Below are 26,129 nucleotides of genomic sequence, written 5' to 3' on the forward strand. Positions count from 1 at the left end.
CGACATATCAGGATGGATCCCCGCGTTCGCGGGGATGACACAGTGGGCGGGGGAGTATCGGGAACAATGAGGGCGCCATGAGCACCAAAGCCAACTGGAACTACCCGACCGCAATCAAGTTCGGTGCGGGTCGGATCGCCGAATTGCCTGAGGCGCTGAAGACCGCGGGTATCAGCAAGCCGTTGCTGGTGACGGATGCAGGGCTGGTCAATCTGCCGGTGACGCAGAAGACGCTGGCGCTGCTAAAGGCCGCAGGGGTCGAGGCGGGCGTGTTCGCGGATGTGAAGCCCAATCCGATCTCGGCCAATGTGGAAGCGGGGATCGCGGTGTTGCGCGCGGGCGGCTATGACGGCGTGATCGCCTTTGGCGGCGGCTCGGGGCTCGATACCGGCAAGGTCATCGCCTTCATGGCGGGGCAAACGCGGCCGATGTGGGATTTTGAGGATGTGGGCGACTGGTGGACCCGCGCCGATCCCAAGGGGATTTTTCCGATCGTCGCGGTGCCAACCACGGCGGGGACCGGCTCGGAAGTGGGCCGCGCCGGAGTGATCACCGACGAGACGACGCATACCAAAAAGGTAATCTTTCACCCGCTGATGATGCCCAAGGTGGTGATCGCCGATCCGGAACTGACGGTGGGCATGCCCAAATTCATCACGGTGGGCACCGGCATGGATGCGCTGGCGCATTGCCTCGAGGCCTATTGCGCGCCGGGCTATCATCCGCTGGCGGATGGCATCGCGGTCGAGGGTATTCGGCTGGTCTTCGAGAACCTGCCCAAGGTTTATCTCGATCCCAATGATATCGAGGCGCGCGGGCACATGATGAGCGCGGCGGCGATGGGGGCGACGGCGTTCCAGAAGGGGCTGGGCGCCATCCATGCGCTGAGCCATCCGGTGGGGGCGCTGTACGATACCCATCACGGCATGACCAATGCGGTGTTCATGCCCTACGTGCTGGCGGTCAACCGCTCGGCCATCGAGCAGCGGATAGCGCGGCTGGCGGCGTATCTGGGATTGTCGCCGAGCTTTGAGGCGTTCCAGCATGCGGTGCTGGCGCTGCGGGTGCGGCTGGATGTTCCCCATACGCTGCGGCAGTTCAATGTGGATGATAGCAAGCGCGATCTGATCGGGGAGATGGCGATTGTCGATCCGACGGCGGGTGGCAATCCGATCGAGCTGACCAAGGCGCGGGCGCTGGATATTTTTGATCGGGCGCTGAACGGCTGGGTTTAAGGGTTGCGGTAAGACCCCCACCCGGCCTCCCCTGGGAGGGGGAGGAGTTCGTTCCGTAGGTTTAACTAAATTGAGTCCCAAGAATGGAGCTGCTCCTCCCCCTTTCAGGGGGAGGCAGGGTGGGGGTGTTTGGAGCCACGATGGTAGGATTGGGGCTAAACATCCCCCCACCCTTGATCCCTCCCCGCGAAGGGGGAGGGTGTCGACTGATTATTCAGTCGCCTACAAGTTCCGCCACCGTCTGCGCCGATCCGATCTCAAACAGGCTTTCCAGATGCTCGATCACTGTGCCCTGAAACACCTCGTTGTCCGCCAGATCGGTGCCGAACACTTCGGTCAGCGCGGATAATCCGTCGAATAGCGCTTCTGGATCGCCCCCTGCCCCCGCGGCAATCGCCATCATGCGCATGGCGAGCGGGTCCTTCACGTCGATGGTGTCGCCGTTCTCGTCGATGCCCATGACGTAGCGCATCCAGGCGGCGACGCCCAAGGCGAGGTGGGTGATGGGTTGGTCGGCCTTGAGGCGGTCGCGGATGGTGCCGAGCAGGCGTTGGGGAAGTTTTTGTGTGCCGTCCATGGCGATCTGCCAGGTGCGGTGCTGCAGGGCGGGGTTGCGGAAGCGCTCCAGCAATTGATCGCGATAACCGGGTAGGTCGACGCCGGGCATGTCGAGGGTCGGGATGGCTTCTTCGGTCATCAGGTTGTGGATCAGCTTGACGAAGGCCGGATCGCCCATGGCGTCCGAGACATATTGATGGCCGGCGAGATAGCCCAAATAGGCCAGCGTCGAATGGCTGCCATTGAGCATGCGCAGCTTCATGCGCTCGAACGGTTCGACATCCTTGACCACTTGCGCGCCGACGGTTTCGAAGGGTGGGCGGCCGAGGGGGAAATGGTCCTCGATGACCCATTGGGTGAAGGGCTCGGTCATGATCGGCCAGGCATCTTCGAGCCCGGTCAGGGAAGTGACCATGGCGCGGTCGGCGTCGGTGGTGGAAGGAACGATGCGGTCGATCATGGTGCCGGGGAAGGCGACGTGTTCGGCGACCCAGGCGCCCAAAGCGGGATCGCGCAATTCGGCGAAGCGGACGACGATGCGGCGGGTGGTGGGACCATTGGAGGGGAGATTATCGCAACTCATCACCGTGAACGGGCGGATGTCGGCGGCGCGGCGCTGGGCCAGAGCCGCCACGATCATGCCCGGTGCGCTGCGTGGGGCATCGGGATTGGCCAGGTCGTGCACGATATCGGGATGGTTCGGATCGAGTTCGCCGGTTGCGGGCGCATAGCAATAGCCCTTTTCGGTGACAGTCAGCGAGACGATGCGGATGGCGGGCGAAGCCATCAGGTCGAGCAGTTCGCTGCGCTGGGTATTGGCATCGAGCACCTTGAGGATCGAGCCGATCACCCGCGCCTTGGTGCCCGAAGCGTCGCGCACGGCGACGGTGTAAAGCCCGTCCTGCGGCTCGAGCGCCTCCTTGGTATCGGGGCGACGCAGGCTGGCGCCGACAATGCCCCAGCTGGGATGGCTCGCCAGCAGGCTATCGACATAGACCGCCATATGGGCGCGGTGAAAGGCGCCGATGCCGAGATGGACGATGCCAGGGGTCACCGTGCTGCGGTCATAGTCGGGGACGGCAAAGCCCGTAGGCGATCCGGCAAGGGTTTTGGCGCTCAGGCGGGTCATGGCGGCAGAATCTCCAAACAACAGGGCGCAGCATAAGGCCTTCCAAACTTGTATGGAAGACTATGCGCAATCTTGCGGCGCAGGTGGGTTTGACGGCATAACCCATAGGGACGCAATGGAGATTTTGAGCTTGGCACAGCGGTTCGTGAGCATTGGCGAGTGCATGATCGAAATGGCCGGAGGCGAGGATCGCCAGTACCGGCTGGGCTATGCGGGCGATACGCTCAATACGGCCTGGTATATGCGGGCGCTGCTGGACCCTGCCTGGGAGGTGGATTATTTTACCGCCTTGGGCGAGGACCGCTATTCGGGCGATATCCGCAAGTTTCTCGACAGCAACGGCATTGGCACGCAGTTCATCGGTACGGTCAAGGGACGGCGGCCGGGGCTTTACATGATCCACCAGGAGCATGGCGACCGCCATTTCACCTATTGGCGCGACCAATCGGCGGCCAAGCTGATGGCCGAGGACAAGGACGCGCTGAACGTGGCGCTGGAGGGCGCCAGCATGGTATATTTCTCGGGCATCACCATGGCGATCCTGCATCCCCGGGCGCGGGGGCGGTTGCTGGGGGCGATCGTCAAGGCACGCGATGCGGGCGCGAAAATTGTGTTCGATCCAAATTTGCGGCCGGCGCTGTGGAGCAGCCAGCGCGTGATGGCCTCGATGCTGACCGCGGCGGCGAGCGTTTGCGATATCGTGCTGCCGACGCATTCGGACGAAGCGCCGGTGTTTGGGGATGCTTCGGTGGAAGAGACCGCCGATCGGTATCTGGAACTGGGGGTCGAGGAGGTCGTGGTCAAGGACGGGGCCAATCCGGCGCTGATCGCGACGGCTGGCGAGCGGGTCACCGTAGCGCCACCGGCGGGGGCGGTGGTGGTAGACCCGACTGGTGCCGGAGATTCCTTCAATGGGGCGTATTTGAGCGCGCGGTTGGCAGGCAAGTCCTTGCAGGACGCGGCGGCGGCGGCGCATCGAGTGGCGGGGATCGTCATCGGGCAACGCGGGGCGTTGGTGGAGCCGGGGTTGGTAAGGTAGGTCTCACCTCGCCCCTTCGGGGAGAGTCGGGTCGCTCTTGCGAGCCGGGTGAGGGGGCCTTTCTTGGTCTGGTGTTCGGGGAAGGCCCCCTCACCCGGCCTTCGGCCGACCTCTCCCCCAAAGGGAGAGGTGAGAAAAGGTCAAAAACTCCGATCGCCAATCTGAGCGAGATAATCCACTTCCTCGGGCGTCGATGCCCGTCCCAGCGCCGCGTTGCGGACCGGGAAACGTCCGAACTGCGCGATGCAGTCGTGGTGTTTCTGCATAAAGCCGAGTTGATCGGCGTCGCCCAGGGCGGAGTACAGTTTGAGGCCCTCGTCTTGGACGGGCAGCGACTCGGCGTGCATGAACGGCAGGTAGAAGAACGGACGTTGTACCGGGCTGACCACTTCGTCCGCGCCTTGGGCGATGGCTTCCTGGGCCAGGACCAGGGCCATCTTGTCCTGGGCGAAGGCTTCAGGCCGCTTGCGGAACAATTGGCGCGAGAACTGGTCGAGCACGATGATTTCGGCCAGCCGACCGACGCCGGTGGCGCGCCACTGCCAGGCTTCGCCCTTGGCGACATGGGCATGGGTTTGTGCGAAGCCTTCGGCGATTTCGGCATCGAATTCCGCCTTGCCGCCGAACCAGTCGTCGGGGCCGTGCTGCTCGAACCAGAAGGCGATGATATCGGCCGCTGTGCGCATGAAAAATCCTCCCGCTCAATGAACGGGAGGATTAGCGGTTTGTCTCGGTTTGGTCGAGCCTTCAGGCGACCAGCAGCTTGATGCGGTTGCCGAACGGGTCCTGGGTTTCGATGCCGCCATCGATATTCGACACCGGCGCCTTGGCGGCGGTCAGGCGGGCGCGGACACCCTCGAGCGTTGCCGTATCGGGCAGCACGATGGTGAACCAGCGCAGGCCGGCGGCGCCGGCGGGCGGCAGGGCGGCGTTCTCGCCGGACCAGATATTGAAGGCGATGGCGTGGGGGGCGTAGTCGAGGCCAACATCGCCCATGCCGAACGAGGTGATCAGGAGGTACCCGGCAAAACCGATCACATCGCGGTAGAAATCCATCGCCATGTGCAGGTCGTTGACATGGACGTGGACGTGGCCGATGCGCGTGCCGGCGGGCATGGAGGGGACGAGCACCGGCTTGTCGCCAAGCTCGTCGAGCAGGCCATCGAGATCGATCGGCTCACGGCCCGAATGCGGTTTGCCCTCGGTGGTGACGGCGTAATGGCCCAGTTTTGGATCGGCCAGCGTGCCGCGCCAGGGGGTTTCGAAGGTGATTTCGATGCCATTGTGGTCGAGATCCCAGAGATAAATGGCTTCGGACACCAGGTGGTCGGTGGGCGAAATCTGCACCTGGCGCTGCAGGGCGCGGACGGCCATTTGTGCAAGATCGGGCCGGGTCGGTACGTGGATGGCGACGTGGTAGAGGCCGATGGTACGGGGAACGGATGGACGGGTGGCGCCGGTTTCGAGCACGATCAAGGGCTTGCCGCCGGCACCCAGGGTCAGCAGGTTGCCGGTTTCGGCGATGAGCTCAAGACCGACGACATCGCGCCAGATGGCAAGCGCCTTGGCTTTTTCGGTGACGGCGATGTGGACCGGACCCAGCTTGGTGGTCAGCGGCAGAATGGGGGCCGAGCGGACGTCGGTCTGGATGCGGGCATCGATCATTGATTGTCTCCCGATGAATTGATCTGACGCTGATATAGGCCGGGCCTGCTGGTCTCACCATGTCCGACAAGGCGAAGGCATTGTTCGTCAATGGTAGCGCAAAGCGGCCTTCCCCACTCGGCGCATTCGTGGTGAATTGCCTTCGCCTTCCGCGATCGCGACGATTGCGGGCTTCACCGTAACCCTGGATGTGATCTGACATGAAAGTCATAGTCATTGGAGCAACCGGCACGATCGGTGCCGAAATCGTCACCGCCCTTGCGGGGCATGAGGTGATCACCGTATCGCGCAGTGCCGGCGAGTATCGCGCCGACATCCAGGACAAGGCGTCGCTGGAAAAGCTGTTTGCGGCGATCGGCGAGGTGGACGCGATCGTCAGCGCGGCGGGTGGCGGGGCGTTCAAGCCGATCACCGAATTGAGCGACGAGGACTATGCGTTCAGCCTGGGCTACAAGCTGATGGGGCAGGTCAACGTCATCCGGACGGGCATGAAATATATCAAACCGGGCGGCTCGATCACGGTGACCTCGGGCACGCTGGCGCGGGTCGCGATGCCGGCGGCGGCGGCGATCGGCATGATCAATGCGGGCCTTGAAGGCTTTGTGCGCAGCGCGGCGCTCGACCTCAAAGGCAAGGTTCGGCTCAACGTCGTCAGCCCGCCATGGGTTGCCGAAACGCTGAGCGGGATGGGCCAGGACCCGGCAGGCGGCCAGAAAGCCGCCGACGTGGCCAAGGCCTATGTGAAGGTCATCACCGGCACCGCCACGGGCCAGATCATCGATAGCCAAACCGGCAAAGCGGTCTGAAATGCAAACGCCGGGGATTGCTCCCCGGCGCTTTTTTACTCTCCGGCGATGGCGAGGCCCTTGGTGAGTTCCAGCGCCTGGCGCTCGAACAGACGGCGGTAGATGCCGGCGGGCTGGCGCACGAGGAGTTCGTGGGTGCCTTCCTCGACGATGCGGCCCTTGTCGAACACCAAGAGGCGATCCAGCGCCCGCACTGTCGACAGGCGGTGGGCAATCACCAGCGTGGTGCGGCCAACCATCAGGCGTTCCATCGCGTTCTGGATCAGAACTTCGCTTTCGCTGTCGAGGCTGGATGTCGCCTCGTCCAGGATCAGGATCGGCGCGTCGGCGAGGAACGCACGGGCGATGGCAACGCGCTGGCGTTCGCCGCCCGACAGCTTGACGCCGCGTTCGCCCACCATGGTCTCATAGCCCTTGGGCAAGGACATGATGAAGTCGTGTGCCGAGGCCTGCCGCGCCGCCAGCTCGATCTCGGCGCGGGTGGCGCCGGGGCGGGCATAGGCGATGTTCTCGGCCAGGGACCGATGAAACAACACCGGCTCCTGCTGCACGATGGCGATCTGCTGGCGCAGGGAGGCCTGCTTCACCGTGGCGATGTTCTGCCCATCGATGACGATCTGGCCCTGGTTCACGTCATAGAGACGCTGGATCAGCTTGACGAAAGTGGTCTTGCCCGAACCCGAATGACCCACCAGCCCGACCCGTTCGCCGGGCGCAATCTTGACCGAGAAATCCCGGTAGAGCGCGGTGGCGTGCGAACCGTATTGGAATGTCACATTCTCGAAGGCGATGGCACCCTTGCCGATCTTGATCACGCCGGCACCCGGCTTGTCATCGATGCCGAGGGACTGGCTGTGCAGGGCCACCAGTTCTTCCATGTCGTTGACCGAACGCTGCAGGTTGCGCACGTGCTGGCCGACATCGCGCAGATGACCCGACAGCACGAAGAACATGGACAGCACGAAGGTGATATCGCCCGGCGTCGCCGCACCCTGCTGCCACAGCAGCAGGGCCGTGCCCAGAATGGCCGTCTGCATGATGACCATCATCAGGCCCTGTGCACCGCCGTTCAGCGTGCCGCGCTGCCAGGTGCGGCGCGTGCGCTTGCGCCATTTGCCGACGACATGGGTGAGCCGAGCCTCCTCGCGCGTTTCGGCGCCGAAGGCCTTGACCACGGGGTTGCAACTGACGGCATCGGCCAGCGCGCCACCCATGCGGGTATCCCAGGCGTTGGCCAGGGTCGCGGCGGGCGCGACGAAGTTGACCGCCAGGGCGATGGTGACGACGACATAGATCAGCGACCCCAGACCCACGACCAGGCCCATGACCGGCCACGCCATGCCGAGAATCACGCTGGCGCCGACCAGCATGGTCAGCGACGGCAACAGCGCCACCAGCAGCACGTCATTGAGCAGATCGATCGCGCCCATGCCGCGCGTGATCTTGCGCACCGTGGAGCCGGCGAAGCTGTTGGCATGCCAATCGGTGGAGAAGCGCTGGACGCGATGAAAGGCATTCGCCGTCACGTCGCTCATGATGCGCAGCGTGAAGGTGATGATGTTGAAGAACACGAACTGCCGCAGCACCACCGAGCCGAGGTAAAGCCCCGACATGACGAGGAATGCGGTGACCGCCGCACTCCAGAACTGGGCATCCTGGCCACTGCCCGATGCCACTGCATCGACCATATGGCCGGCGAACAGCGGAACCAGGGCTTCGGCCAGGGTGGCCACCAGCACCAGAACGGCGATCAGGGCAGCGCGAAGCGGCTGCTGGCGCCAATAGCCCATGGTGAAACCAAGGACATTGCGGAAAGCGTCGGCACTAAAACCGGATTTCTTGGACGACATAATGGTGACCCGGCCACGATTTTGGCGCGCCGGCCCTCAAGGGTAGACATGAAAGGCACAACCGTGGCGGGAGAGAAATCGACCCGGCACTCAGAGGGGTTGTGATGAAAAAACCGCGGGCGGCACCAGGGCGGGCCGCGGATGGGGACCTAACCTCGGAGAAGCCGAGAGGTGCCCATAGGGAAGCCGGTGAACATATCTGTCATACAACGCCTCCCCTGTCGTTCGATCTGATGCGGTGGACGATTTGTAGCCAAACAGTTCGGCTTTGCCAACCGCGAAATTCGCGGTCGGACGAGTTGTGTTGCGTGAATGCAACGCTGGCAGGTGCAGCCGGCGCTAGATCAGGGAAGGTCGCGCGTGATCCACTGGCCGTAGCCGAGCGCTCCCATGAAAACGCTGAAAAATGCGACGACAGCACAGATGACGACAATGGTATCGGCAGGCATTGGGCTCACTCCATTTGGATGCAAGATGGAATAAGCGCGTTGCCGGGTGGGGGCTTTGATCTGGATCAAACCAGGATTGCGACGACGCAACGCTTCAACACATGCGTTGCGGACGCGGAGGCGAGGCCCTATGCCGATCCACCCTATTCCCGACGGGGCGAGGAATAGAAAGCACGACGCTTCTTATTCTTCTCCCCCATCGGGAGAAGGTGGCGCGCAGCGCCGGTTGAGGCCGTCTGCCCTCAGAGTTCCCATTCTTGCCCTTGCCTTGCCGCGATGGCTGGTTAGGGTAACGCGCAAATCAATCCTGTTTCGGAACATGTCATGACCACTCCTCCCATCGATCCGGTAAAGCTCGACAAGCTCGGCGAAGTCGCCATCAAGGTGGGGCTGCAACTGGCGGAGGGGCAGGACCTCATCATCACCGCGCCGATGACCGCGGCGCCGCTGGTACGGCGGATCACCGAGCATGCCTACAAGGCCGGTGCGGGCCTCGTGACGACGATCTATTCGGACGAAGAAGCCACGTTGATGCGTTACAAATACGCCAATGACGCCAGCTTTGATCGCGCGGCCGGCTGGCTCTATTCGGGCATGGCTGAGGCCTACAAGAACAATGCCGCGCGGCTGGCGATTTCGGGCGACAATCCGATGATGCTGGCGGGACAGGACCCGGCCAAGGTATCGCGCGCCAACCGCGCCAATTCGGCTGCCTACCGCCCTGCCCTCGAGCTGATCACCGGCTTCGACATCAACTGGAACATCGTCAGCTATCCGACGCTGGCCTGGGCCAAGCTTGTGTTCCCCAATGACGCCGACGATGTCGCGGTGGGCAAGCTGGCCGATGCGATCTTCGCGGCTAGCCGCGTCGACCAGCCCGATCCGATCGCGGCGTGGAAAGAGCACAATGCCAATCTCAAGAAGCGCTGGACCTGGCTCAACGAGAAGAAGTTCGCGTCCTTGCACTATACCGGGCCGGGCACCGACCTGACGGTGGGGCTAGCCGATGGCCACCGCTGGAAGGGCGGCGCGTCCGAGGCCAAGAACGGCGTCACCTGCAATCCCAATATTCCCACCGAGGAAGTGTTCACCACGCCGCATCGCGAGCGGGTCGATGGCTATGTGGCGGCGACCAAGCCGCTGAGCCACAATGGTTCGCTGATCGAGGAAATGCAGGGCCGCTTCGAGAACGGGCGCCTGGTGGAGCTCAAGGCCGCCAAGGGGCAGGACGTTTTCAACAAGGTGCTGGACACCGACGAGGGCGCGCGCCGGCTGGGCGAGGTGGCGCTGGTGCCGCATTCGTCGCCAATTTCGGCTTCGGGGATTTTGTTCTTCAATACGCTTTATGACGAGAATGCCTCCTGCCATATCGCGCAGGGGCAGTGCTATGCGGATTGCTTCATCGACGGCAAGAGCCTGAGCCAGGAGCAGATTTTCACGCAGGGCGGCAACAAGAGCCTGATCCATATCGACTGGATGATCGGCTCGGACAAGGTGGATATCGATGGCGTCCACGCCGATGGCACGACCGAACCGGTGATGCGCAAGGGCGAATGGGCCTAGTCCGGCGCGTCTATAAACTGATCGTTGCGCTTGTCGTCCTCGTCCTCCTGGTCGGGGGCGGCATGGCGGTGGATATCTGGCGGTTTGCCGGTCAGAGCTCGACGGATAAAGCCGATGCGGCTTTGGTGCTGGGCGCGGCGGTGATCGGATCGACGCCGACGCCGGTGCTGGTGGAGCGGTTGCGCCACGCCGCTGACCTGTTCGAGAGCGGGCAAGTGCGGCGGATCGTCGTGACGGGCGGGCTGAGCCCGGAGGATGACCTGACCGAGGCGCAGGCCAGCAAGAACTGGCTGGTGGCCGAGGGCGTGCCGGCGGATGATGTCCTGCTGGAGGACAAGTCGCGGACCACGATCCAGAACCTGCAATTCGCCAAGCCGGTGCTGGAGGCGAACGGGCTAGGCTCGGTGCTGGTGGTCAGCGATCCGCTGCATATGCGGCGGGCACTGATGATCGCGGGGCGCGTGGGAATCCGAGCGGAACCATCGCCGACACCGACCAGCAAATATCAGAGCTGGCAGACGACTTTGCCGTTCTTGGCAAGGGAGGTTTGGTTCATGGGGCAGTATCTGGTGACGGGGATGTAGCCTCGGTGCGTGTGACGGGCACCTGCTCCTACCTCCCCCCATCAAGGGGAGGTTTCTCTCCACTCTTGGGATTTGATTCAGTTCGACCCGCGGACTTGATCCGCGGGTCTCATGCCGCTTGTGCCGTGTTGAGAGTGGCCCGCGGGTCAAGCCCGCGAGAAGGACGGTGGATGGGGTGATTTTGGGACAATACCCAAACGGCCCTAGCCCAGGAACTCATATTTGGCGATCGATTCCGGCTTCATCTGGATCGAGAAACCGGCTTGGCTTGGTGGCATGTAGGCGGCGTTCTGGATCACGCAGGGGTCGAGGAAATGCTCGTGCAGGTGATCGACATATTCGATCACGCGGCCGTCCTTGGTGCCCGAGACGACCAGATAATCGATCATCGACAGGTGCTGCACATATTCGCAGAGGCCGACGCCGCCGGCGTGGGGCCAGACGGGGAGGTTATACTTGGCAGCCATGAGCAGCACCGATAGCACCTCGTTGAGGCCCCCGATGCGGCAGGCGTCGATCTGGACGATGTCGATGGCGCCGTCTTTGATGAACTGCTTGAACAGGATACGGTTCTGGCACATTTCGCCGGTCGCGACCTTCACGGGGGCAATCGCCTGGCGGATGGCGCGATGGCCGGAGACGTCGTCGGGGCTGGTCGGCTCCTCGATGAAATAGGGGTTGAAGCGGGACAGGTGCTTGACCCAATCGATCGCCTGGTCGACTTCCCAGACCTGGTTGGCGTCGATCATCAGGAAGCGATCGGGCCCCATGATCGAGCGGACGATTTCCAGGCGCCGGATATCATCCTCAAGATCGCGGCCGACCTTCATCTTGATGTGGTTGAAGCCTTCGGCGACGGCCTCGGTGGCGAGGCGGGTCAGCTTCTCGTTCGAGTAGCCGAGCCAGCCGGCCGAGGTGGTGTAGCACTGGTAGCCCTGTGCCTTAAGGGTCGCGACGCGCTCGGCCTTGCCGGCTTCGGCTTTGCGGAAAATGGCGAGCGCTTCTTCGGGCGTGATGGCGTCGGTGAGATAGCGGAAGTCGATGATCGAGACCAGTTGCTCGGGGGTCATGTCGGCGACGAATTGCCAGACCGGCTTGCCGGCATCCTTGGCGAGCAGGTCCCACACCGCATTGACGACGGCGCCGGTGGCGAGGTGCATGGCGCCCTTGTCGGGGCCGATCCAGCGCAGCTGGCTGTCGCCGGTGACGTGGCGCCAGAAGCGGCCGGGATTTTCAGCGATCCAGGCGAGGTCGAGCCCGACGACGCGCGAGGTCAACGCCTTGATGGCGGCGACGACCACTTCATTGCCGCGGCCGATAGTGAAGGTGAGGCCATGACCTGCGTGGGCGCCGTCGGTTTCGAGGATGACGTAGGCGGCGGAGTAATCGGGATCCGGGTTCATCGCATCGGAGCCGTCGAGGGCGTCCGAGGTGGGGAAGCGGAGATCGTGGGTGCGCAGGGCGGTGATCTTGGTCATGGATATTATCCTGAAAAGCACCCTCACCCGTCTCGGCTTCGCCGATCCACCCTCTCCCCGACGGGGAGAGGAATAAGGGGCATCGCATGTTTGGCGGGCGCGGAGCCCATTCTTCTCCCCGACGGGGAGAAAGTGCCCCGACGGGCCGGATGGGTCGTCTACGCCGTCCAGCCACCGTCGATGACGTGAACCTGGCCGGTCGTGTAGGTGGCGCCGGCGAGATAGACGGCGAGGTCGGCGATTTCCTCGGGCTGGCCGATGCGGCCAATGGGCTGGCGGGCGATGAACGCCTTCTTGGCGGCTTCGAAATCACCGGTGGCATGCCAGCGCTCGTGCAATGAGGGGCTATCGACCGTGGCAGGGGCGATGGCGTTGATGCGGATGCCCTGCGTGACATAATCGGCCGCAATCGACTTGGTCAGCCCAATCACGGCGGCCTTGGAGATGGAATAGGCAGCGCGGTTCGGCACGCCTTTGACCGAGGAGGCCACCGTCGACATGTTGATGATAGCGCCGTCCTTGCGCTCGAGCATCTGCGGCAGCACGGCCTGAATGGTGCGGACCTGGGCCCGGACATTGAGGTCCAGGGCAAAATCGAGGTCCTTGTCGCTCATCTCCAGCACGGTGCCGTTGTGCACCACACCGGCGCAGTTGAAGAGGATGTCGATGTGGCCGATTTCGGCGACGGCTTTGTTGACGTCATCGGTCGAGAGCACGTTGAGGATGCGGGTGGTCACATTGGGCGTGCCGTCCAGCTCCTTGAGCTTTTCGGCGTTAATATCGGTGGCGATGACCTTGCAGCCGGCCTTGACGAAAGCCTCGACCGAGGCGCGGCCGATGCCTTGGGCGGCAGCGGTGATGAGGACGATTTTGCCGGAAATATCGGACATGGTTGGTTCCTATTGAATGATGGAACGGCTGCCTTCGACCACTTGGCGGTCGATGGCGGCAAAGTCCCAGGCGATGCCGAGGCCGGGGGCGTCGGAAGGCCGAGCCTTACCGTTCTGGATCGTCATGTGCTCAGTGGTCAAGTCATCCAATTGTGGGATGTATTCCACCCAGCGCGCATTGGGCACGGCGGCGCAGAGCGAGACGTGCAGTTCCATCAGGAAATGCGGGCTGACGACGATATTGAAGCACTCGGCCATATGGGCAACCTTGAGCCAGGGCGTGATGCCGCCGATGCGACCGACATCGACCTGGATCACCGAGGCGGCGTGGCGCTGCAGGTATTCGCGGAAATGGCTGACGGAATAGAGGCTCTCGCCGACGGCGATGGGCAGGCTGGTATGTTCGCTGAGGCGGACATGGCCGGAGATATCGTCGGCGGGGAGTGGCTCTTCGAGCCAGCCGATATCGAGCGGCTCATAGGCGCGGGCGCGGCGGATGGCTTCATCGACCGCGAAGGCCTGGTTAGCATCGGTGAAGATTTCAAAGCCCGGCCCGACGGCTTCGCGCACGGCGGTGATACGGGCGACGTCCTCGTGGATCGGGCGGCCAACCTTGAGCTTGGCGCCCTTGAAGCCGAGGGCCTTGGCGCGCAGCGCGTCCTCGACCAGCGCGGATTGTTCCAGATGCAGCCAGCCGCCTTCGGTGGTGTAGAGCGGGATTTCGCGTTGCGCCCCGCCGGCCAGCTTGTGCAGCGGCAGGCCGAGCTTGCGGCATTTGAGATCCCACAGCGCGGTATCGATCGCCGCCATGGCGATGGCGGTGATGGCGCCGATGGTGGTGGCGTGAGTGAGGAACAGCAGGTCGCGCCAGATGGATTCGATGTCATAGGCATCGCGACCAAGAACCGCGGGGCAGAGCGTGCGGTTGAGCAATTCCATGACGGAATGGCCGCCGGTGCCAATGGTATAGCTATAGCCGGTGCCGGTGACGCCATCGCTGTCCGTGATGCGGACGATGGGGGTTTCCTGGCTGACGAAGGACTGGATGGCGTCGACGCGCTTGACCTTGGGCTTGAGGTCAACCATCAGCAGTTCGATTCGGGTGATTTTGGCCATCTAGACGTTTCCTCGGGCGGTGCCACGGAGGGACCCCCTCCCCTCCCTCCCCGCAAGGGGGAGGGTGTCTGCCGGTGGGACGGCACGATCCAGTTCAAAGAGTGGAGAGGCACCCTCCCCCTTGCGGGGAGGGTTGGGGAGGGGGTGGCCCATGGCAAAATTTATCATCACGCACGCACACTCTTTCCACTCGCCGCATCAAACACATGCAGCCGCGTCAGATCCAGCGTGAAGTCCAGACTCTCGCCGGGCTTGACGACGCGGGGATTGAGCATTTTGCCCTGAACTTCCTTGCCGCCCAGATCGGTGAACAGGATGGTTTCGGTGCCCAGCGGCTCGGCGATGGCGATGGTGCGGGTGATCGAAATGGCGTTCTCGGTGCCGTGCAGGGAATGGCCCGCAGGCGCGAGGCTCTCCGGGCGGAACCCCAGGATGATGGACTGACCTTCGGTCACAGCGCTATCGGCGGGCAGCGGCACTTCCACGCCGTCGCTCAGCACCGCCTTGCCGGCCTTGACCGTGGCATCGAGCTGGTTCATCGGCGGGGAGCCGATGAAGCCGGCGACGAAGGTGTTCACAGGGTGCTCGAACACGTCCGAGGGCGTGCCGATCTGCTCGATATGGCCATCGCGCATGATGACGATGCGGTCGGCCAGGGTCATGGCCTCGACCTGATCGTGGGTGACGTAGATCACCGTCGTCTGGACGCGCTGGTGCAGCTTTTTGATTTCGACGCGCATCTGGCCGCGCAGCTTGGCATCGAGGTTGGACAGGGGCTCGTCGAACAGGAACACGTCGGGATTGCGGACGATGGCGCGGCCCATGGCCACGCGCTGGCGCTGGCCGCCCGACAGGTTGGCCGGCAGGCGATCCATGTAGGGCCCGAGGCTCAGGATCTCGGCGGCCTCATCGACACGGGTCTTGATTTCGGTTTCCGGCATATTGGCGATCTTGAGCCCGAAGCCGAGATTGTCGCGCACGGTCATGTGCGGATAGAGCGCGTAGGACTGGAACACCATGGAGATGTTGCGGGCGCGCGGCGGCAGGTCGTTGACGACGCGGTCGCCGATGGAAATGGTGCCACCGGTGATCTCCTCCAGCCCCGCGATCATCCGCAGGGTGGTCGACTTGCCGCAGCCCGAGGGGCCGACCAAAACCACGAATTCATTGTGGGCGATATCGAGATCGATGCCATGCACCGTTTCGATCTTGCCGTAGGTCTTGACGACTTTTTCCAGGCGAACGGGAGCCATGGGTTATCCTTACTTGACGCCGCCGAAGGTGAGGCCGGCGATCAGGTGTTTCTGTACAACGAAGGTGAGGACCAGCGCCGGGATGATGATGAGCACGGCCATGGCGCTCATGCCGGTCCAGTCGACGGTGAATTGGGCGGTAAAATCCATCAGGCCGACCGGCATGGTCTTGGATGCCGTGGTGCGGGTGAGTTGGCTCGCCAACGCATATTCATTCCACGAGGTGAGGAAGGCGAATATGGCGGCCGAGGCCAGGCCCGAGCGGGCGAGTGGGAACTCGACCTTCCAGAAGGCCTGCCAGCGGGTGCAGCCATCGATCTGGGCGGCTTCAGACAGGTCCACCGGAATCTGGCGGAAGAAGCCGTCGGTGAGCCAGATGGTGAAGGGGATATTGACCGCCATATAGACCAGGATCATGCCGAAGCTGGTATCGATCAGCCCCAGCCGCGCCCAGATGATGAATAGCGGCAGGCTGAGCGCCACGCCGGGCACCGTGCGGCTGAGCATGAAGGCCAGGAACAGCGTGGCTTTGCCCTTGAAGCTGAAGCGGGCGAACGAATAGCCACCCGCCATGCCGATGACGACAGCGACAACGGTCGAGGTGATCGAGATCACCAGCGAGTTGATGAAATACTGCGCCACCGGCAGGCCCTGCTGGGCCGACGACAGGCCGAACAGGCGGGCAAAGTTATCCAGCGTCGGGTTCTGCGGAATCCAGACGGCGGGACGGGCCAGCACTTCGATATTTGGCCGGAACGCGGTCAAAACGACCCAGAGGCCCGGCACCGTGAGGATGGCCATGGCGACGAAGACGCCGAAGCGGATCAGCCAGCGCTGCCAAGGCTTTTCGATGGTGAGCCGGCTCATTGTGCGCCTCCCATAAAGGTGCGCGCGGCGACCAGCTTGCGGTAGAAATAGAAGGTGAAGACGATCGACAGGATGATCGACACATAGCCCATAGCGTTGGCCATGCCCATTTGGGAATTCTGGTAGCCGGTGCGGGTCATCAGCGTCCACAGCAGCTCGGTGCGCCCGGCGGGACCGCCATTGGTCATGATCTTGACCATGTCATAGGCCCGGGCGACATCGAGCGAGCGGATGGTCATGGCGATGTAAACAAAGGGCATCAGGAACGGCAGCGTGATGTGCTGAAACACCTGGAGCGGGTTGCAGCCATCGACGCGCGCGGCCTCCAGCGGCTCCTTGGGCAGCGCCATCAGGCCCGCCAGCAGCAGAATGGCGAACACCGAGGTACTCATCCAGATTTCGGCGAAGATGATGGAGAAATTGGCCAGCGTGCCATCGACCAGCCACGGAATGGGCTGGCTGATGATGTGCAGGTCGAACAGGGCGTTGTTGAGCAGGCCTATGCTGTCGTTGAAGATGTATTTGAACTGGAAACCCACCAGAATGGGCGAGAACATCATGGGGAACATCATGATGGTGCGCAGCGTGCGCTGACCCCAGGTGATCTTGTTGACCAGCAGCGCCAGGCCCAGGCCCAGCAGCATTTCCAGATTGAGCGTGATGGTGACGAACACGAAGGTGCGCCCGAAAGCCCACCAGAAATCCGCATTGGTCAGCAGGCGCTGATAATTGCGCAGCCCGATGAACTGGAACAGCGTGGCGGGCTTGGTCAGGTTATAGGCGGTGAAGCTGGTCCAGAACGAGACCAGCAGCGGCACCAGCACCACCGACAGGATGACCACGATCGCCGGCAGCAGCAGCACATAGGGAATGGCGCGCGGCGAGGCGAACCAGGACACACGGTCCTTGGTTTTAAATTGCGGCAATGATTGAACGTCTGCGGTCAAGAAAAGCGACCCCCACCCTAGATCCCTCCCCACAAGGGGAGGGAGACGACTGAAATTATTGTTTCCCGAAGCACGAGCTATCGGTTCTAGCGCTCCCTCCGCCTTGCGGGGAGGGCAGGGGTGGGGGTTCGTGCCACGCTCATAGCTCAGGGAACTTGGCCGCCCGGCGAACCGGACGGCCATTTGGCTTACTGCACCAAAACGCCGGCATCTTCCAGGATGGTGGTCGCTTCGGCTGCAGCCTGGTCGAGCGCTTCCTGGGGGGTCTTTTCGCCCACGATGGCAGCCTGGAGCTGGGGCCAGAGCACGTTGCTGACTTCAATCCACTGTGGGATCAATGGCGGCGTGCGGGCATCGGCAAGCGAGGCCTGCCAGATCGGGAACATCTCAGCCAAAGCGGTCTTGCCGTTCTCGTTGAAATACTTCACCGCGGCATCGAACGTGGCCGAACGGGTCGGCAGGTTGCCGGCTTCGGCTTCCATCAGTTCGCTATCGTCATTGGTCAGGAACACGGCCAGGGAAACGGCGGCCGGCTTGTTGTCACAGGCTTCGGTCACGGAGAACGAGTGCGAACCGGACCAGCCGCCACGCTTGCCGGAGGTGCCCACGGGCGCAACGGCGAAGCCAAGGTGATCGGCGATCTTGGAGGCGGTCGGATCGCTGTAGAAACCCGCAAAGCCCGGCCAATCCAGATCGACGGCCAACTGGCCGGCGGCCATGGCCTGGCCGATTTCGTCCCAGGTGTAGTTCACGGTGCCGGCCGGCACGGCGCCGGCGTCATAGATGTCCTTGAACCAGTTGAGGGCCGCGACGCCCTCGGGCGAATTGAAGGTCGGCTTCCAGTTGGCGTCGAACAGGTCGCCGCCATTGGCGCGCAGGATTTCCATGAAGCGGCCGGACATGCCTTCGTCCTTGCCGGCGAATGCAGTCCCGTAAAGGTTGGGGGCATCGGCGAAGAAGATAATCTGCTGCTTGAATTCGTCGAAGGTCTTGGGCGGCGCCAGATCGCTGCCGAACTTGGCCTTGTAGGCTTCCATCTTCGCGGGGTCCTCATAGAGGTCCTTGCGATAGTAGAGGTTGGACACGTCGGTGACGCGCGGCAGTTGCACCAGGCGGCCATCGACCATCGAGGCCTGCAGCGTGCCAGGGACGTATTTGGCCAGCTCGGAGGCCGGGATGACCTTGCTTAGGTCGATATAGAGATCGCCATACTGGGGGGCGAAGCTGGTGTGATTGGAGCCAACGCACCAGGTGATCTGGCCGGACGCAATGTCCTGCTTGATTTCACGGTCCAGGTCGAAATGGTTCTTGGATGAAACGATTTCGACCTTGGCGCCGGTCAGCGCTTCCCACTCGGGAATACGGGTATAGAGCTTTTCGTACTGCGTGCCGCCGATGAGCTTTACCTTGAGGGTATAGCCGGGGAACGAGCCATAATCGAATTCTTGCGCCATGACGGCGCCCGACAGCGTCGCCAGGGCCACCGAGGCCAGAAGGGCCTTGGCCAGGAACTTGGTTGCCATTGATTTCTCCTCCACAGGGGACCTTCCGATGCCGCCTCGCTTTGAGGCTTGATCATCCATATTTGAAAAGTCTATTCGTAGGTAAGCATAAACTTCGCCACGCCGTCAACGGGCCGATGTGGGGGAAATGGGTTGTGGATGCTAACGGAACGCTAGCAATTCGCGGGTGAATGGGTACCATTATGGGTGCAGCCGCCTTGGGGAGGATATCCGTGGCACTGGATGACGACATTGAGCGCTATCGCGCGCCGGCGCTCGACAAGGGCCTGGATATTCTAGAGCTGCTGGCTGCCACCGATGACGGTCTCAGCCAGGCCGAGATCGCCAAGGCGCTGGAACGCTCCCCCAATGAAATCTACCGCATGCTCGACCGGCTGGTGCGGCGCGACTATGTGCGGCGCACGCTGGAAGACCGTTACGAGGTAACCCTCAAGCTGTTCGAACTGGGGCACGCGCGACCACCGATGCGGCGGCTGATCAGCCAGGCCACGCCGGTACTGCGGCAGTTTGCGCTCAACGCGGAGCAGGCGGTGCATCTGGTGGTGCAGGACCGCAATATCCTGGTCGTCATCGCCCAGGTCGACAGCCCCGGCTATTGGAACGTCTCGATCCGGGTGGGCTCGCGCATCGGCCTGGTCAATACCGGGTCCGGACATGTGTTCCTGGCGTTTTCGCGACCTGAGGAGCGCCTGCTGATGCTGGAAGAGCAGGATATCGGCACGCCCGAGAAGCTGCCCAAAGGCCTTGCCGCCCGGCTCGACGGGGTGCGCGAGCAGGGCTACGAGAATATGCCGAGCGCCCAGACGCCGGGCGTGTCCAACCTGTCGGTGCCGATCTTCGGGCCGATGGGTTCGGTGATCGCCGTGCTGACCTGTCCCTATACGCAACGGCTCGACAAGCTCGACGCCCCCAATACGCAGCAGGTATTGAACCTGTTGCGGGACGCGGGGCAGGAACTATCGCGGCGCTCAACGCCAAGCGCCTAGGAGGAACGACGCATGCGCATTCTCGATACCCATCTGCATCTGGTTTATCCGGAGCGGTTTTCCTACCCTTGGCTGGAGGGGGCGCCGGCGATCAATCGGCCCTGGCCGGTGGAGAATTATTTCTCGGAGGCGCGCGGGCTGGGGATCACCGGGGCGCTGCATATGGAAGTGGATGTTGCGGACAAGGACATCGTAGCCGAGACGGAGTTCATGCTGAGCCTGCCGGGCATTGTGGGGGCGATTGCGGCCTGCCGGCCCGAGGGCATGGGGTTTGTCGACCAGATCGAGCAGTTGAGCGAACATGCCCATGTGAAGGGCGTGCGGCGCATTTTGCATCAGGCGCCGGATGAGTTGAGCCAGAGCGACCTGTTCGTGGAGAACATTCGCCACCTGCCCGATTATGATTTGAGCTTCGATCTGTGTGTGCGGGCCGATCAATTGCCGATCGGCACGATGCTGGCGCAGCGGGCGCCAGATGTGCAGTTCATCCTCGATCATTGCGGCGTGCCCGATGTGGCCGGCAAGGGGCTCGATCCGTGGCGCGGCTATATCACCGAACTCGCCAAGCTGCCCAATGTGGCGGCCAAGGTGTCGGGGATCGTGGCCTATGCGGGCGCGGACTGGACGGTTGCGGACCTACGGCCATTTGTCGAGCATATCATCGAGAGCTTTGGCTGGGACCGCGTGGTGTGGGGCTCGGATCATCCGGTGGTGACGCTGACCGGCTCGCTCACGCGCTGGGTCGAGGCGACGCGCGAGATCGTCAAAGGGGCGAGCGAGGACGAGCAGGCAAAGCTTTGGCATGGCAATGCGGAGCGGATTTACGGGGTTTGAGATGAGCGCAGTCGACCTGGAGGGGAGGGTCGGGGTGTAGGGCTCCTCACCGAGCGACTTGATGGCACGACACCCCCACCCTAGCCTCCCCTCAAGGGGGAGGGGATCGATCGAATTTGCGGTAATATAGAGGACACTATGAAACGATATGGCGCCGTTATTGGGCTGAAGCCCGAGCAGATTGCTGAATACAAAAGGGTCCACGCCGCGGTGTGGCCGGACGTGCTCAAGCAGATCAAGGCCAGCGGGATTACCAATTATTCGATTTTCCTGCGTGAACCGGAAAACCTGCTGTTCGCCTATTACGAATATGTGGGCACAGACCACGACGCCGACATGGCGACGATGGCGGCCGATCCGCGCACGCAGGAGTGGTGGGCCGTGTGCATGCCGATGCAGAGCCCGTTGATAACGCGGACAGATGGCGAGTGGTGGGCATCGAGCGAGGAGGTGTTCCACCTCGACTAGGATTTTGATTCATCTGTGAAGGCTCTATTTTCAAGCATGCTGGATTTCTGGTTCGCGTCCCTCTTGTGTCCATAACTCGCATGTGAAAAGATTATTCACATAAGAATGATGATCGCAGATCGTCGCGAGGAGGCGGAGTTGAGCGCGGATTATTCGGCATTGCGCCAAAGCTGGCCGCGGCCCAGCGCACCGCGCCCCATCGTGATCATCGGCGCCGGTGGCATCGTCAACGATGCGCATCTGCCGGCCTATCGGCTGGCCAATTTGCCGGTGGCCGGCGTGTTCGACATCGATCGCGACAAGGCGAGTGCCATGGCGGCCAAGTGGGACCTGCCGGCATTCGCCACGCTGGAAGAGGCGATCGCCACGCCCAATGCGATCTATGACCTGGCCCTGCCCCCGGTCGCGCATCTGGATGTGTTGCCGAAGCTTCCGGACGGCGCGGCGGTGTTGCTGCAAAAACCGATGGGGCGCGACCTTGACGAGGCGAGTGCTATTCTGAGGCTGTGCCGCGCCAAAGGGCTGGTAGCGGCGGTCAATTTCCAGTTGCGATTCTCTCCGATGATGCTCGCGGTGGCCGATGCACTGGAGCGCGGCTGGCTGGGCAAGCTCATCGACACCGAGGTGCACCTGAACCTCGTGACGCCATGGGAATTGTTCCCATTTCTCAAGGGCGCGCCGCGCGTCGAGATCGCGGTACATTCCATCCACTATCTCGATCTGATCCGCGCCATGCTGGGCAATCCGGTGGGCGTGCATGCGCGGACGATGGGACATCCATCGACCGATCTGGCGCAGACGCGGACCTCGGCGCTGATCGATTTCGAGGACGGGGTGCGCACCACGATGAGCATCAACCACAACCATGATTTTGGCCGCGAATTCCAGGACGCCAGCTTTCGGTTCGAAGGCACCGAGGGCGCGGCCATGGTCAAGCTGGGCCTGCTGCTGAACTATCCTGTGGGCGAGCCGGACGAACTCTGGATCACCCGCAAAGGCGAGGACTGGACACAGGTGCCCTTGAGCGGGGGCTGGTTCCCGCATGCCTTTATCGGCACGATGAGCAATCTGCAGCGCTTTGCGGCGGGCGAGGACACGGTGCTGGTCACCTCGGTCGAGGATGCGTGGCACACGATGGCGCTGGTCGAGGCGGCGTTTGAGTCGGCGGCAAAGCCGGCGACTTTGGTGAGGGCGGGGTTGTGATGTTTGAGAGCCACGATCTGGTCCCCTCCCCCTTGAGGGGAGGGCTAGGGTGGCGGTGTCGGGGCTCGACCATCCTCCCCGGTCGGCTGGGGGCACAACACCCCCACTCCAACCCCTCCCCTCAAGGGGGAGGGGCCTTCAGTGCGGTGGCTCTCAGGCAACGAGGCAGGTCATGAGCGAGTTCGAACACACCGTGGGCGTGCACTCCACCCATCCCAAGACCATGCCCGAGGCGCATGCCGATATTCCGGTGTGGAACGCCGAGAACTGGTTCTACGAGGACTGGCAGGTCGGGCACAAAATTCGCTCGCTGCGCCGCACGATTTCCGAGGGGGAATCGATGGCGTTCAATGCGCTGGTCACCGACATGCACCCCTATGTGGCGGACGATATTTTCGCGCAGACCGAGGGGCAATTCGGCAAGCGGCTAGTGGCCGGCGCCTTCGTGTTTTCGGCCGGGCTGGGGCTGGTGGCGACCAATTGCGTCAATGCCTTTTCCTATGGCTATGACCGGCTGCGCTTCATCAAGCCGACCTTTATCGGCGACACCATTTATACGATCCGCACCAATCTCGAGAAATCGCCGAAATACCAGAAGCTCGGGCTCTGCCGCGCCAGCTATGAAGTGTTCAAGGGCGAGGGTGAACTGGTGCTGTATTGCGAGCATATCCAGACCGTGAAGTACCGCCGGCCGGAAGATTTTGTGGGGGCCACCGGTGAAACTAAGTAGCGCGAGCATCGAGCGCCACCGGGCGGTTCGCTCCCCCTTGAGGGGAGGGCCAGGGTGGGGGTGTCGGGGGTGCGGTAACCCCGGTGATCTTGACGAGCACGACACCCCCACCCCAACCCCTCCCCTCAAGTGGGAGGGGCTTTTCGCGCAGCACGCCACCTTCGTTCCGAGTACACCATGACCCAAGCCGATACCCCTCTTCTCGACGGCCTCGTCGTGGTCGACATGTGCCAGTTTCTCAGTGGCCCCTATGCTAGCCTGCGGCTGCAGGATCTTGGCGCGCGGGTGATCAAGATCGAGCGGCCGGATGGGGGCGACCTCAGCCGGCGGCTCTACCTGAGCGATACCGAAATAGGCGGGGATTCGACGATTTTCCATGCCATCAACCGATCCAAGGAGAGCCTGGCGCTTGACCTCAAGAATGCTGACGATCTGGCGGCGCTGCGCAAGCTACTGCTCAAGGCCGACGTGGTGCTGCAGAATTTTCGACCCGGCGTGATCGAACGGCTGGGGCTGGATTACAACGCGGTCAAGGCGATCAATCCGGGCGTGGTTTATGCCTCGATCACGGGCTATGGCGATGAAGGCCCGTGGGTGGATCGGCCGGGACAGGACCTGTTGGCGCAGGCTCGAAGCGGCGTGATGTGGCTCAATGGCGATCATGACCAGGGGCCGGTGCCGTTCGGGCTGGCGATTGCCGATATGCTGGCTGGCGCGGCGGTGGCACAGGGGATTTTGGCGGCTTTGGTGCGGCGCGGCATTTCCGGCCAAGGCGCGCATATCGAGACGAGTCTCCTGGAAGTACTGGTGGATTTCCAGTTCGAGGTTTTGACTACACATCTCAATGACGGACGGCGGGTGCCGAAGCGCAGCGAATTCCGCTCGGCGCATGCTTATCTGTCGGCGCCCTATGGCGTGTATCCCACGGCGGATGGATATCTGGCGATCGCGATGACACCGCTGGGCAAGCTGCAAAAGCTGCTGGAGATCGAGGCGCTGGGCACTTATGCCGATCCCAAGAGCTGGTTCACGGCGCGTGACGCGATCAAGCAGTTGATCGCCGAGCGGCTGTCGGGCCAGACGACGGAGCATTGGCTGGGCATTCTGGAGCCGGCCGATATCTGGTGCGCCAAGGTGCTGGATTGGCCCGAACTGATGGCGAGCGAAGGCTTTAGGGCGCTCGACATGCTGCAGACGGTGACGCGGGAAGACAATGTGTCGATCACCACGACCAAGTCGCCACTGCGCATCAATGGCAAGCGGGCGCAGACCACGCGCGCCGCGCCGCTGATCGGCGAGCAGAGCGCAAAAATCCGGGCGGAGTTCGGCTTGTGAGCATTACCCTCAAGGGCATGACCTGGAAGCATCCGCGCGGCTATGACCCGATGGTGGCGACGTCGGCGCTGTGGCGCGACAAGACCGGGGTGCAGATCGATTGGGACCAACGCAGCCTGCAGGACTTCGAGACGTTTCCAGTGGAGGAACTGGCGCGGGAATATGACCTGATCGTCATCGATCATCCCCATGTGGGGCAGATTACCGATGAAGGGTGCCTGGCGCCGCTCGACGTGGCAGGGCGCGAGGATGAGCGGGACGAGATGGCGCGGCACAGTGTCGGGCAATCCTACCCGAGCTATAATTGGGCCGGCCATCAGTGGGCGTTTCCCATCGATGCGGCGACGCAGGTGCAGGCCTATCGGGCTGATATCGTGGAGGGGCCGGCGACGAGCTGGGCGGATGTAATCGGGCTGGCGAAGGCGGGGCAAGTGGTGCTGCCGATGCTGGCGCCGCATAGCCTGATGACGTTTTACACGCTGGCGGGCAATCTGGGGCACGCCTGCAATACGGGCGCGGGCGAGCTGATCGAGGCGGCGGCGGGGGCGGATGTGGTGGAGCATCTACGCGAACTGGTGGCGCTGATCGAGCCGAGCAATTTCGCCATGGACCCGATCGCTGCGTCCGAGGCGATGGCGCACGAGCATCCCGTCGTAAGCGTGATGCCGTATGGCTATGGCTACCTCAGCTATGCGCTCAAAGGTTTCCGGCCCGGCCGGTTGAAATTCGCCGATATTCCAAATGCGGGCGGGCTCGGGCCGGTGGGGTCGGCGCTGGGCGGGACGGGGATTGCGGTATCCGCATTCTCAGCGAACCGCGAGGCGGCGATCGATTATGCCTATTGGGTCGCCAGTGGCGGTATCCAGAGCACGATTTATGCCGAGTCCGGCGGGCAGCCGGGGCATGGCCTGGCTTGGGAAGATGACGCCGTCAACGCGGCAGTGGACGGGTTTTACCGCGATACGCGGCGGACGCTGGAAGCGAGCTGGGTGCGGCCGCGGCACAATGGGTACATGGCGTTCCAGGACGCGGCGAGCAAGCGGCTGAACGCCGGGCTGCTGGGCAAGGAGAGCCCTGCCCTGATCGTGGCCGAGATCAATCGCCTGTATCGGGAGAGTTTTTGATGGAGCGGCCACGCCATTTCGAGGACTATGTGCTGGGGGAAGAGCGCAAGACGTACGGGCGCACCATCACCGAGGCCGATTTCGTGGTGCATGCCGGTCATACGGGCGATTTTTTTCCGCATCACATGGACGCGGAGGCGATGAAGGCCTCCCCCTGGGGGCAGCGGATTGCCCATGGGACGATGACATTCGCAATCGGCATTGGCCTGACCGCCAGCGAGATCAATCCGCTGGCGTTTTCCTATGGTTATGAACGGCTGCGGTTTCCCAAGCCCGTGTTTATCGGCGACACGATCCATACGACGCTGACCATTACCGGGCTCGACCCCGATCCCAAGCGGGCCGATCATGGCCGCATCACCGAGGCGGTGCGGGTGCTCAACCAGCGCGGCGAGACGGTGCTGGCGTGCGACCACATCTATCTGGCGCAGCGCAAGCTTTAGTGCCTTGAACCGGCCATCGCGCCGGGGCAGTGTCGCCCTCAACACGAATGAGGA

At 62.9% G+C, this 26,129-nt stretch carries 24 protein-coding genes; 13 read left to right on the top strand and 11 right to left on the bottom strand.

Annotation, left to right across the window (positions count from 1 at the left end; genetic code table 11):
- Window positions 1–77 precede the first annotated feature (77 nt).
- Window positions 78–1,235: an iron-containing alcohol dehydrogenase gene (locus ABIB57_RS13220; protein WP_354041430.1), complete on the top strand. Its 1,158-nt coding sequence runs from the start codon at window positions 78–80 to the stop codon at window positions 1,233–1,235.
- 214 nt (window positions 1,236–1,449) lie between these two features.
- Here the strand turns inward: ABIB57_RS13220 and ABIB57_RS13225 are convergent, their stop codons facing one another.
- Window positions 1,450–2,922 carry a mannitol dehydrogenase family protein gene (locus tag ABIB57_RS13225; protein WP_354041431.1) on the bottom strand — a complete coding sequence of 491 codons (1,473 nt, stop codon included), beginning with the start codon at window positions 2,920–2,922 and terminating at the stop codon, window positions 1,450–1,452.
- 130 nt (window positions 2,923–3,052) lie between these two features.
- Here ABIB57_RS13225 and ABIB57_RS13230 point away from each other — a divergent pair, with 130 nt between their 5' ends.
- Window positions 3,053–3,961, top strand: coding sequence for a sugar kinase (locus ABIB57_RS13230; protein WP_354041433.1), 909 nt, complete (start codon window positions 3,053–3,055; stop codon window positions 3,959–3,961).
- Window positions 3,962–4,101: 140 nt separating this feature from the next.
- On the opposite strand, the gene ABIB57_RS13235 is transcribed toward ABIB57_RS13230, so the two are convergent.
- Together ABIB57_RS13235 and ABIB57_RS13240 are read right to left on the bottom strand one after the other, a co-directional pair.
- Window positions 4,102–4,647, bottom strand: a complete 546-nt coding sequence (locus ABIB57_RS13235; RefSeq protein WP_354041434.1) for a DUF924 family protein — start codon at window positions 4,645–4,647, stop codon at window positions 4,102–4,104.
- A gap of 61 nt (window positions 4,648–4,708) precedes the next feature.
- Window positions 4,709–5,626, bottom strand: a complete 918-nt coding sequence (locus tag ABIB57_RS13240) for a VOC family protein (protein WP_354041436.1) — start codon at window positions 5,624–5,626, stop codon at window positions 4,709–4,711.
- 200 nt (window positions 5,627–5,826) lie between these two features.
- Between ABIB57_RS13240 and ABIB57_RS13245 the strand changes: the two genes are divergently transcribed.
- The gene (locus ABIB57_RS13245) at window positions 5,827–6,432 is read left to right on the top strand and encodes a short chain dehydrogenase (RefSeq protein ID WP_354041437.1); all 606 of its coding nucleotides are present in this window, start codon (window positions 5,827–5,829) and stop codon (window positions 6,430–6,432) included.
- Window positions 6,433–6,467: 35 nt separating this feature from the next.
- Here ABIB57_RS13245 and ABIB57_RS13250 read toward each other — a convergent pair whose 3' ends face one another.
- Complete coding sequence (locus tag ABIB57_RS13250) at window positions 6,468–8,282, bottom strand: ABC transporter ATP-binding protein (RefSeq protein WP_354041438.1); 1,815 nt, start codon at window positions 8,280–8,282, stop codon at window positions 6,468–6,470.
- A gap of 773 nt (window positions 8,283–9,055) precedes the next feature.
- Here ABIB57_RS13250 and ABIB57_RS13255 point away from each other — a divergent pair.
- Entirely contained in the window at window positions 9,056–10,294 is a 1,239-nt protein-coding gene (locus ABIB57_RS13255; RefSeq protein WP_354041439.1) for an aminopeptidase, read from the top strand.
- A complete protein-coding gene (locus ABIB57_RS13260) occupies window positions 10,285–10,878 on the top strand; it encodes a YdcF family protein (protein WP_354041440.1) in 594 nt (197 codons plus the stop codon). Before ABIB57_RS13255 ends, ABIB57_RS13260 begins: the two co-directional genes overlap by 10 nt.
- A gap of 203 nt (window positions 10,879–11,081) precedes the next feature.
- Here the strand turns inward: ABIB57_RS13260 and ABIB57_RS13265 are convergent, their stop codons facing one another.
- The 7 genes from ABIB57_RS13265 to ABIB57_RS13295 form a co-directional block, all read right to left on the bottom strand.
- Window positions 11,082–12,356, bottom strand: coding sequence for an L-fuconate dehydratase (locus tag ABIB57_RS13265; RefSeq protein ID WP_354041441.1), 1,275 nt, complete (start codon window positions 12,354–12,356; stop codon window positions 11,082–11,084).
- A 158-nt stretch (window positions 12,357–12,514) separates the two neighbouring features.
- On the bottom strand, window positions 12,515–13,246 hold the full coding sequence (locus tag ABIB57_RS13270; protein ID WP_354041443.1) for an SDR family oxidoreductase: 732 nt from the start codon (window positions 13,244–13,246) through the stop codon (window positions 12,515–12,517).
- Window positions 13,247–13,255: 9 nt separating this feature from the next.
- Window positions 13,256–14,362: a mandelate racemase/muconate lactonizing enzyme family protein gene (locus tag ABIB57_RS13275; protein ID WP_354041444.1), complete on the bottom strand. Its 1,107-nt coding sequence runs from the start codon at window positions 14,360–14,362 to the stop codon at window positions 13,256–13,258.
- Window positions 14,363–14,529: 167 nt separating this feature from the next.
- The gene (locus tag ABIB57_RS13280; protein WP_354041445.1) at window positions 14,530–15,615 is read right to left on the bottom strand and encodes an ABC transporter ATP-binding protein; all 1,086 of its coding nucleotides are present in this window, start codon (window positions 15,613–15,615) and stop codon (window positions 14,530–14,532) included.
- 9 nt (window positions 15,616–15,624) lie between these two features.
- Window positions 15,625–16,482, bottom strand: a complete 858-nt coding sequence (locus ABIB57_RS13285) for a carbohydrate ABC transporter permease (protein WP_354041447.1) — start codon at window positions 16,480–16,482, stop codon at window positions 15,625–15,627.
- Window positions 16,479–17,354: a carbohydrate ABC transporter permease gene (locus tag ABIB57_RS13290; protein ID WP_502914401.1), complete on the bottom strand. Its 876-nt coding sequence runs from the start codon at window positions 17,352–17,354 to the stop codon at window positions 16,479–16,481. Before ABIB57_RS13290 ends, ABIB57_RS13285 begins: the two co-directional genes overlap by 4 nt.
- A 263-nt stretch (window positions 17,355–17,617) precedes the next feature.
- Window positions 17,618–18,952 (bottom strand): ABC transporter substrate-binding protein, encoded by a 1,335-nt coding sequence (locus ABIB57_RS13295; protein WP_354041448.1) that lies wholly within the window; start codon window positions 18,950–18,952, stop codon window positions 17,618–17,620.
- A gap of 212 nt (window positions 18,953–19,164) precedes the next feature.
- On the opposite strand from ABIB57_RS13295, the gene ABIB57_RS13300 reads away from it, so the two are divergent.
- From ABIB57_RS13300 to ABIB57_RS13335, 8 genes are all read left to right on the top strand, one after another.
- Window positions 19,165–19,938, top strand: a complete 774-nt coding sequence (locus ABIB57_RS13300; protein ID WP_354041450.1) for an IclR family transcriptional regulator — start codon at window positions 19,165–19,167, stop codon at window positions 19,936–19,938.
- A 12-nt stretch (window positions 19,939–19,950) separates the two neighbouring features.
- Window positions 19,951–20,772: an amidohydrolase family protein gene (locus ABIB57_RS13305; RefSeq protein WP_354041452.1), complete on the top strand. Its 822-nt coding sequence runs from the start codon at window positions 19,951–19,953 to the stop codon at window positions 20,770–20,772.
- A gap of 138 nt (window positions 20,773–20,910) precedes the next feature.
- Window positions 20,911–21,240, top strand: coding sequence for an L-rhamnose mutarotase (locus tag ABIB57_RS13310; protein WP_354041453.1), 330 nt, complete (start codon window positions 20,911–20,913; stop codon window positions 21,238–21,240).
- Between the two features lie 108 nt (window positions 21,241–21,348).
- Window positions 21,349–22,443 (top strand): Gfo/Idh/MocA family protein, encoded by a 1,095-nt coding sequence (locus tag ABIB57_RS13315; protein ID WP_502914402.1) that lies wholly within the window; start codon window positions 21,349–21,351, stop codon window positions 22,441–22,443.
- 172 nt (window positions 22,444–22,615) lie between these two features.
- Window positions 22,616–23,173 carry a MaoC family dehydratase gene (locus tag ABIB57_RS13320; RefSeq protein ID WP_354041455.1) on the top strand — a complete coding sequence of 186 codons (558 nt, stop codon included), beginning with the start codon at window positions 22,616–22,618 and terminating at the stop codon, window positions 23,171–23,173.
- A 177-nt stretch (window positions 23,174–23,350) separates the two neighbouring features.
- The gene (locus ABIB57_RS13325; protein ID WP_354041456.1) at window positions 23,351–24,508 is read left to right on the top strand and encodes a CaiB/BaiF CoA transferase family protein; all 1,158 of its coding nucleotides are present in this window, start codon (window positions 23,351–23,353) and stop codon (window positions 24,506–24,508) included.
- Window positions 24,505–25,632 (top strand): extracellular solute-binding protein, encoded by a 1,128-nt coding sequence (locus tag ABIB57_RS13330; protein WP_354041457.1) that lies wholly within the window; start codon window positions 24,505–24,507, stop codon window positions 25,630–25,632. The genes ABIB57_RS13325 and ABIB57_RS13330 overlap by 4 nt, the downstream gene beginning before the upstream one ends.
- Entirely contained in the window at window positions 25,632–26,075 is a 444-nt protein-coding gene (locus tag ABIB57_RS13335; RefSeq protein WP_354041458.1) for a MaoC family dehydratase, read from the top strand. The genes ABIB57_RS13330 and ABIB57_RS13335 overlap by 1 nt, the downstream gene beginning before the upstream one ends.
- The last annotated feature ends 54 nt before the right edge of the window (window positions 26,076–26,129 follow it).

Source organism: Devosia sp. UYZn731, from assembly GCF_040546795.1.
GTDB lineage: Bacteria > Pseudomonadota > Alphaproteobacteria > Rhizobiales > Devosiaceae > Devosia.

What these genes read in the sequence shown, in the direction of transcription:
- ABIB57_RS13220 (WP_354041430.1), top strand. Translation starts at nt 78, where the DNA reads ATGAGCACCAAAGCCAACTGGAACTACCCGACCGCAATCAAGTTCGGT.
- ABIB57_RS13225 (WP_354041431.1), bottom strand. Translation starts at nt 2,922, where the DNA reads ATGACCCGCCTGAGCGCCAAAACCCTTGCCGGATCGCCTACGGGCTTT.
- ABIB57_RS13235 (WP_354041434.1), bottom strand. Translation starts at nt 4,647, where the DNA reads ATGCGCACAGCGGCCGATATCATCGCCTTCTGGTTCGAGCAGCACGGC.
- ABIB57_RS13240 (WP_354041436.1), bottom strand. Translation starts at nt 5,626, where the DNA reads ATGATCGATGCCCGCATCCAGACCGACGTCCGCTCGGCCCCCATTCTG.
- ABIB57_RS13245 (WP_354041437.1), top strand. Translation starts at nt 5,827, where the DNA reads ATGAAAGTCATAGTCATTGGAGCAACCGGCACGATCGGTGCCGAAATC.
- ABIB57_RS13250 (WP_354041438.1), bottom strand. Translation starts at nt 8,282, where the DNA reads ATGTCGTCCAAGAAATCCGGTTTTAGTGCCGACGCTTTCCGCAATGTC.
- ABIB57_RS13255 (WP_354041439.1), top strand. Translation starts at nt 9,056, where the DNA reads ATGACCACTCCTCCCATCGATCCGGTAAAGCTCGACAAGCTCGGCGAA.
- ABIB57_RS13260 (WP_354041440.1), top strand. Translation starts at nt 10,285, where the DNA reads ATGGGCCTAGTCCGGCGCGTCTATAAACTGATCGTTGCGCTTGTCGTC.
- ABIB57_RS13265 (WP_354041441.1), bottom strand. Translation starts at nt 12,356, where the DNA reads ATGACCAAGATCACCGCCCTGCGCACCCACGATCTCCGCTTCCCCACC.
- ABIB57_RS13270 (WP_354041443.1), bottom strand. Translation starts at nt 13,246, where the DNA reads ATGTCCGATATTTCCGGCAAAATCGTCCTCATCACCGCTGCCGCCCAA.
- ABIB57_RS13275 (WP_354041444.1), bottom strand. Translation starts at nt 14,362, where the DNA reads ATGGCCAAAATCACCCGAATCGAACTGCTGATGGTTGACCTCAAGCCC.
- ABIB57_RS13280 (WP_354041445.1), bottom strand. Translation starts at nt 15,615, where the DNA reads ATGGCTCCCGTTCGCCTGGAAAAAGTCGTCAAGACCTACGGCAAGATC.
- ABIB57_RS13285 (WP_354041447.1), bottom strand. Translation starts at nt 16,482, where the DNA reads ATGAGCCGGCTCACCATCGAAAAGCCTTGGCAGCGCTGGCTGATCCGC.
- ABIB57_RS13295 (WP_354041448.1), bottom strand. Translation starts at nt 18,952, where the DNA reads ATGGCAACCAAGTTCCTGGCCAAGGCCCTTCTGGCCTCGGTGGCCCTG.
- ABIB57_RS13305 (WP_354041452.1), top strand. Translation starts at nt 19,951, where the DNA reads ATGCGCATTCTCGATACCCATCTGCATCTGGTTTATCCGGAGCGGTTT.
- ABIB57_RS13310 (WP_354041453.1), top strand. Translation starts at nt 20,911, where the DNA reads ATGAAACGATATGGCGCCGTTATTGGGCTGAAGCCCGAGCAGATTGCT.
- ABIB57_RS13315 (WP_502914402.1), top strand. Translation starts at nt 21,349, where the DNA reads ATGATCGCAGATCGTCGCGAGGAGGCGGAGTTGAGCGCGGATTATTCG.
- ABIB57_RS13320 (WP_354041455.1), top strand. Translation starts at nt 22,616, where the DNA reads ATGAGCGAGTTCGAACACACCGTGGGCGTGCACTCCACCCATCCCAAG.
- ABIB57_RS13325 (WP_354041456.1), top strand. Translation starts at nt 23,351, where the DNA reads ATGACCCAAGCCGATACCCCTCTTCTCGACGGCCTCGTCGTGGTCGAC.
- ABIB57_RS13335 (WP_354041458.1), top strand. Translation starts at nt 25,632, where the DNA reads ATGGAGCGGCCACGCCATTTCGAGGACTATGTGCTGGGGGAAGAGCGC.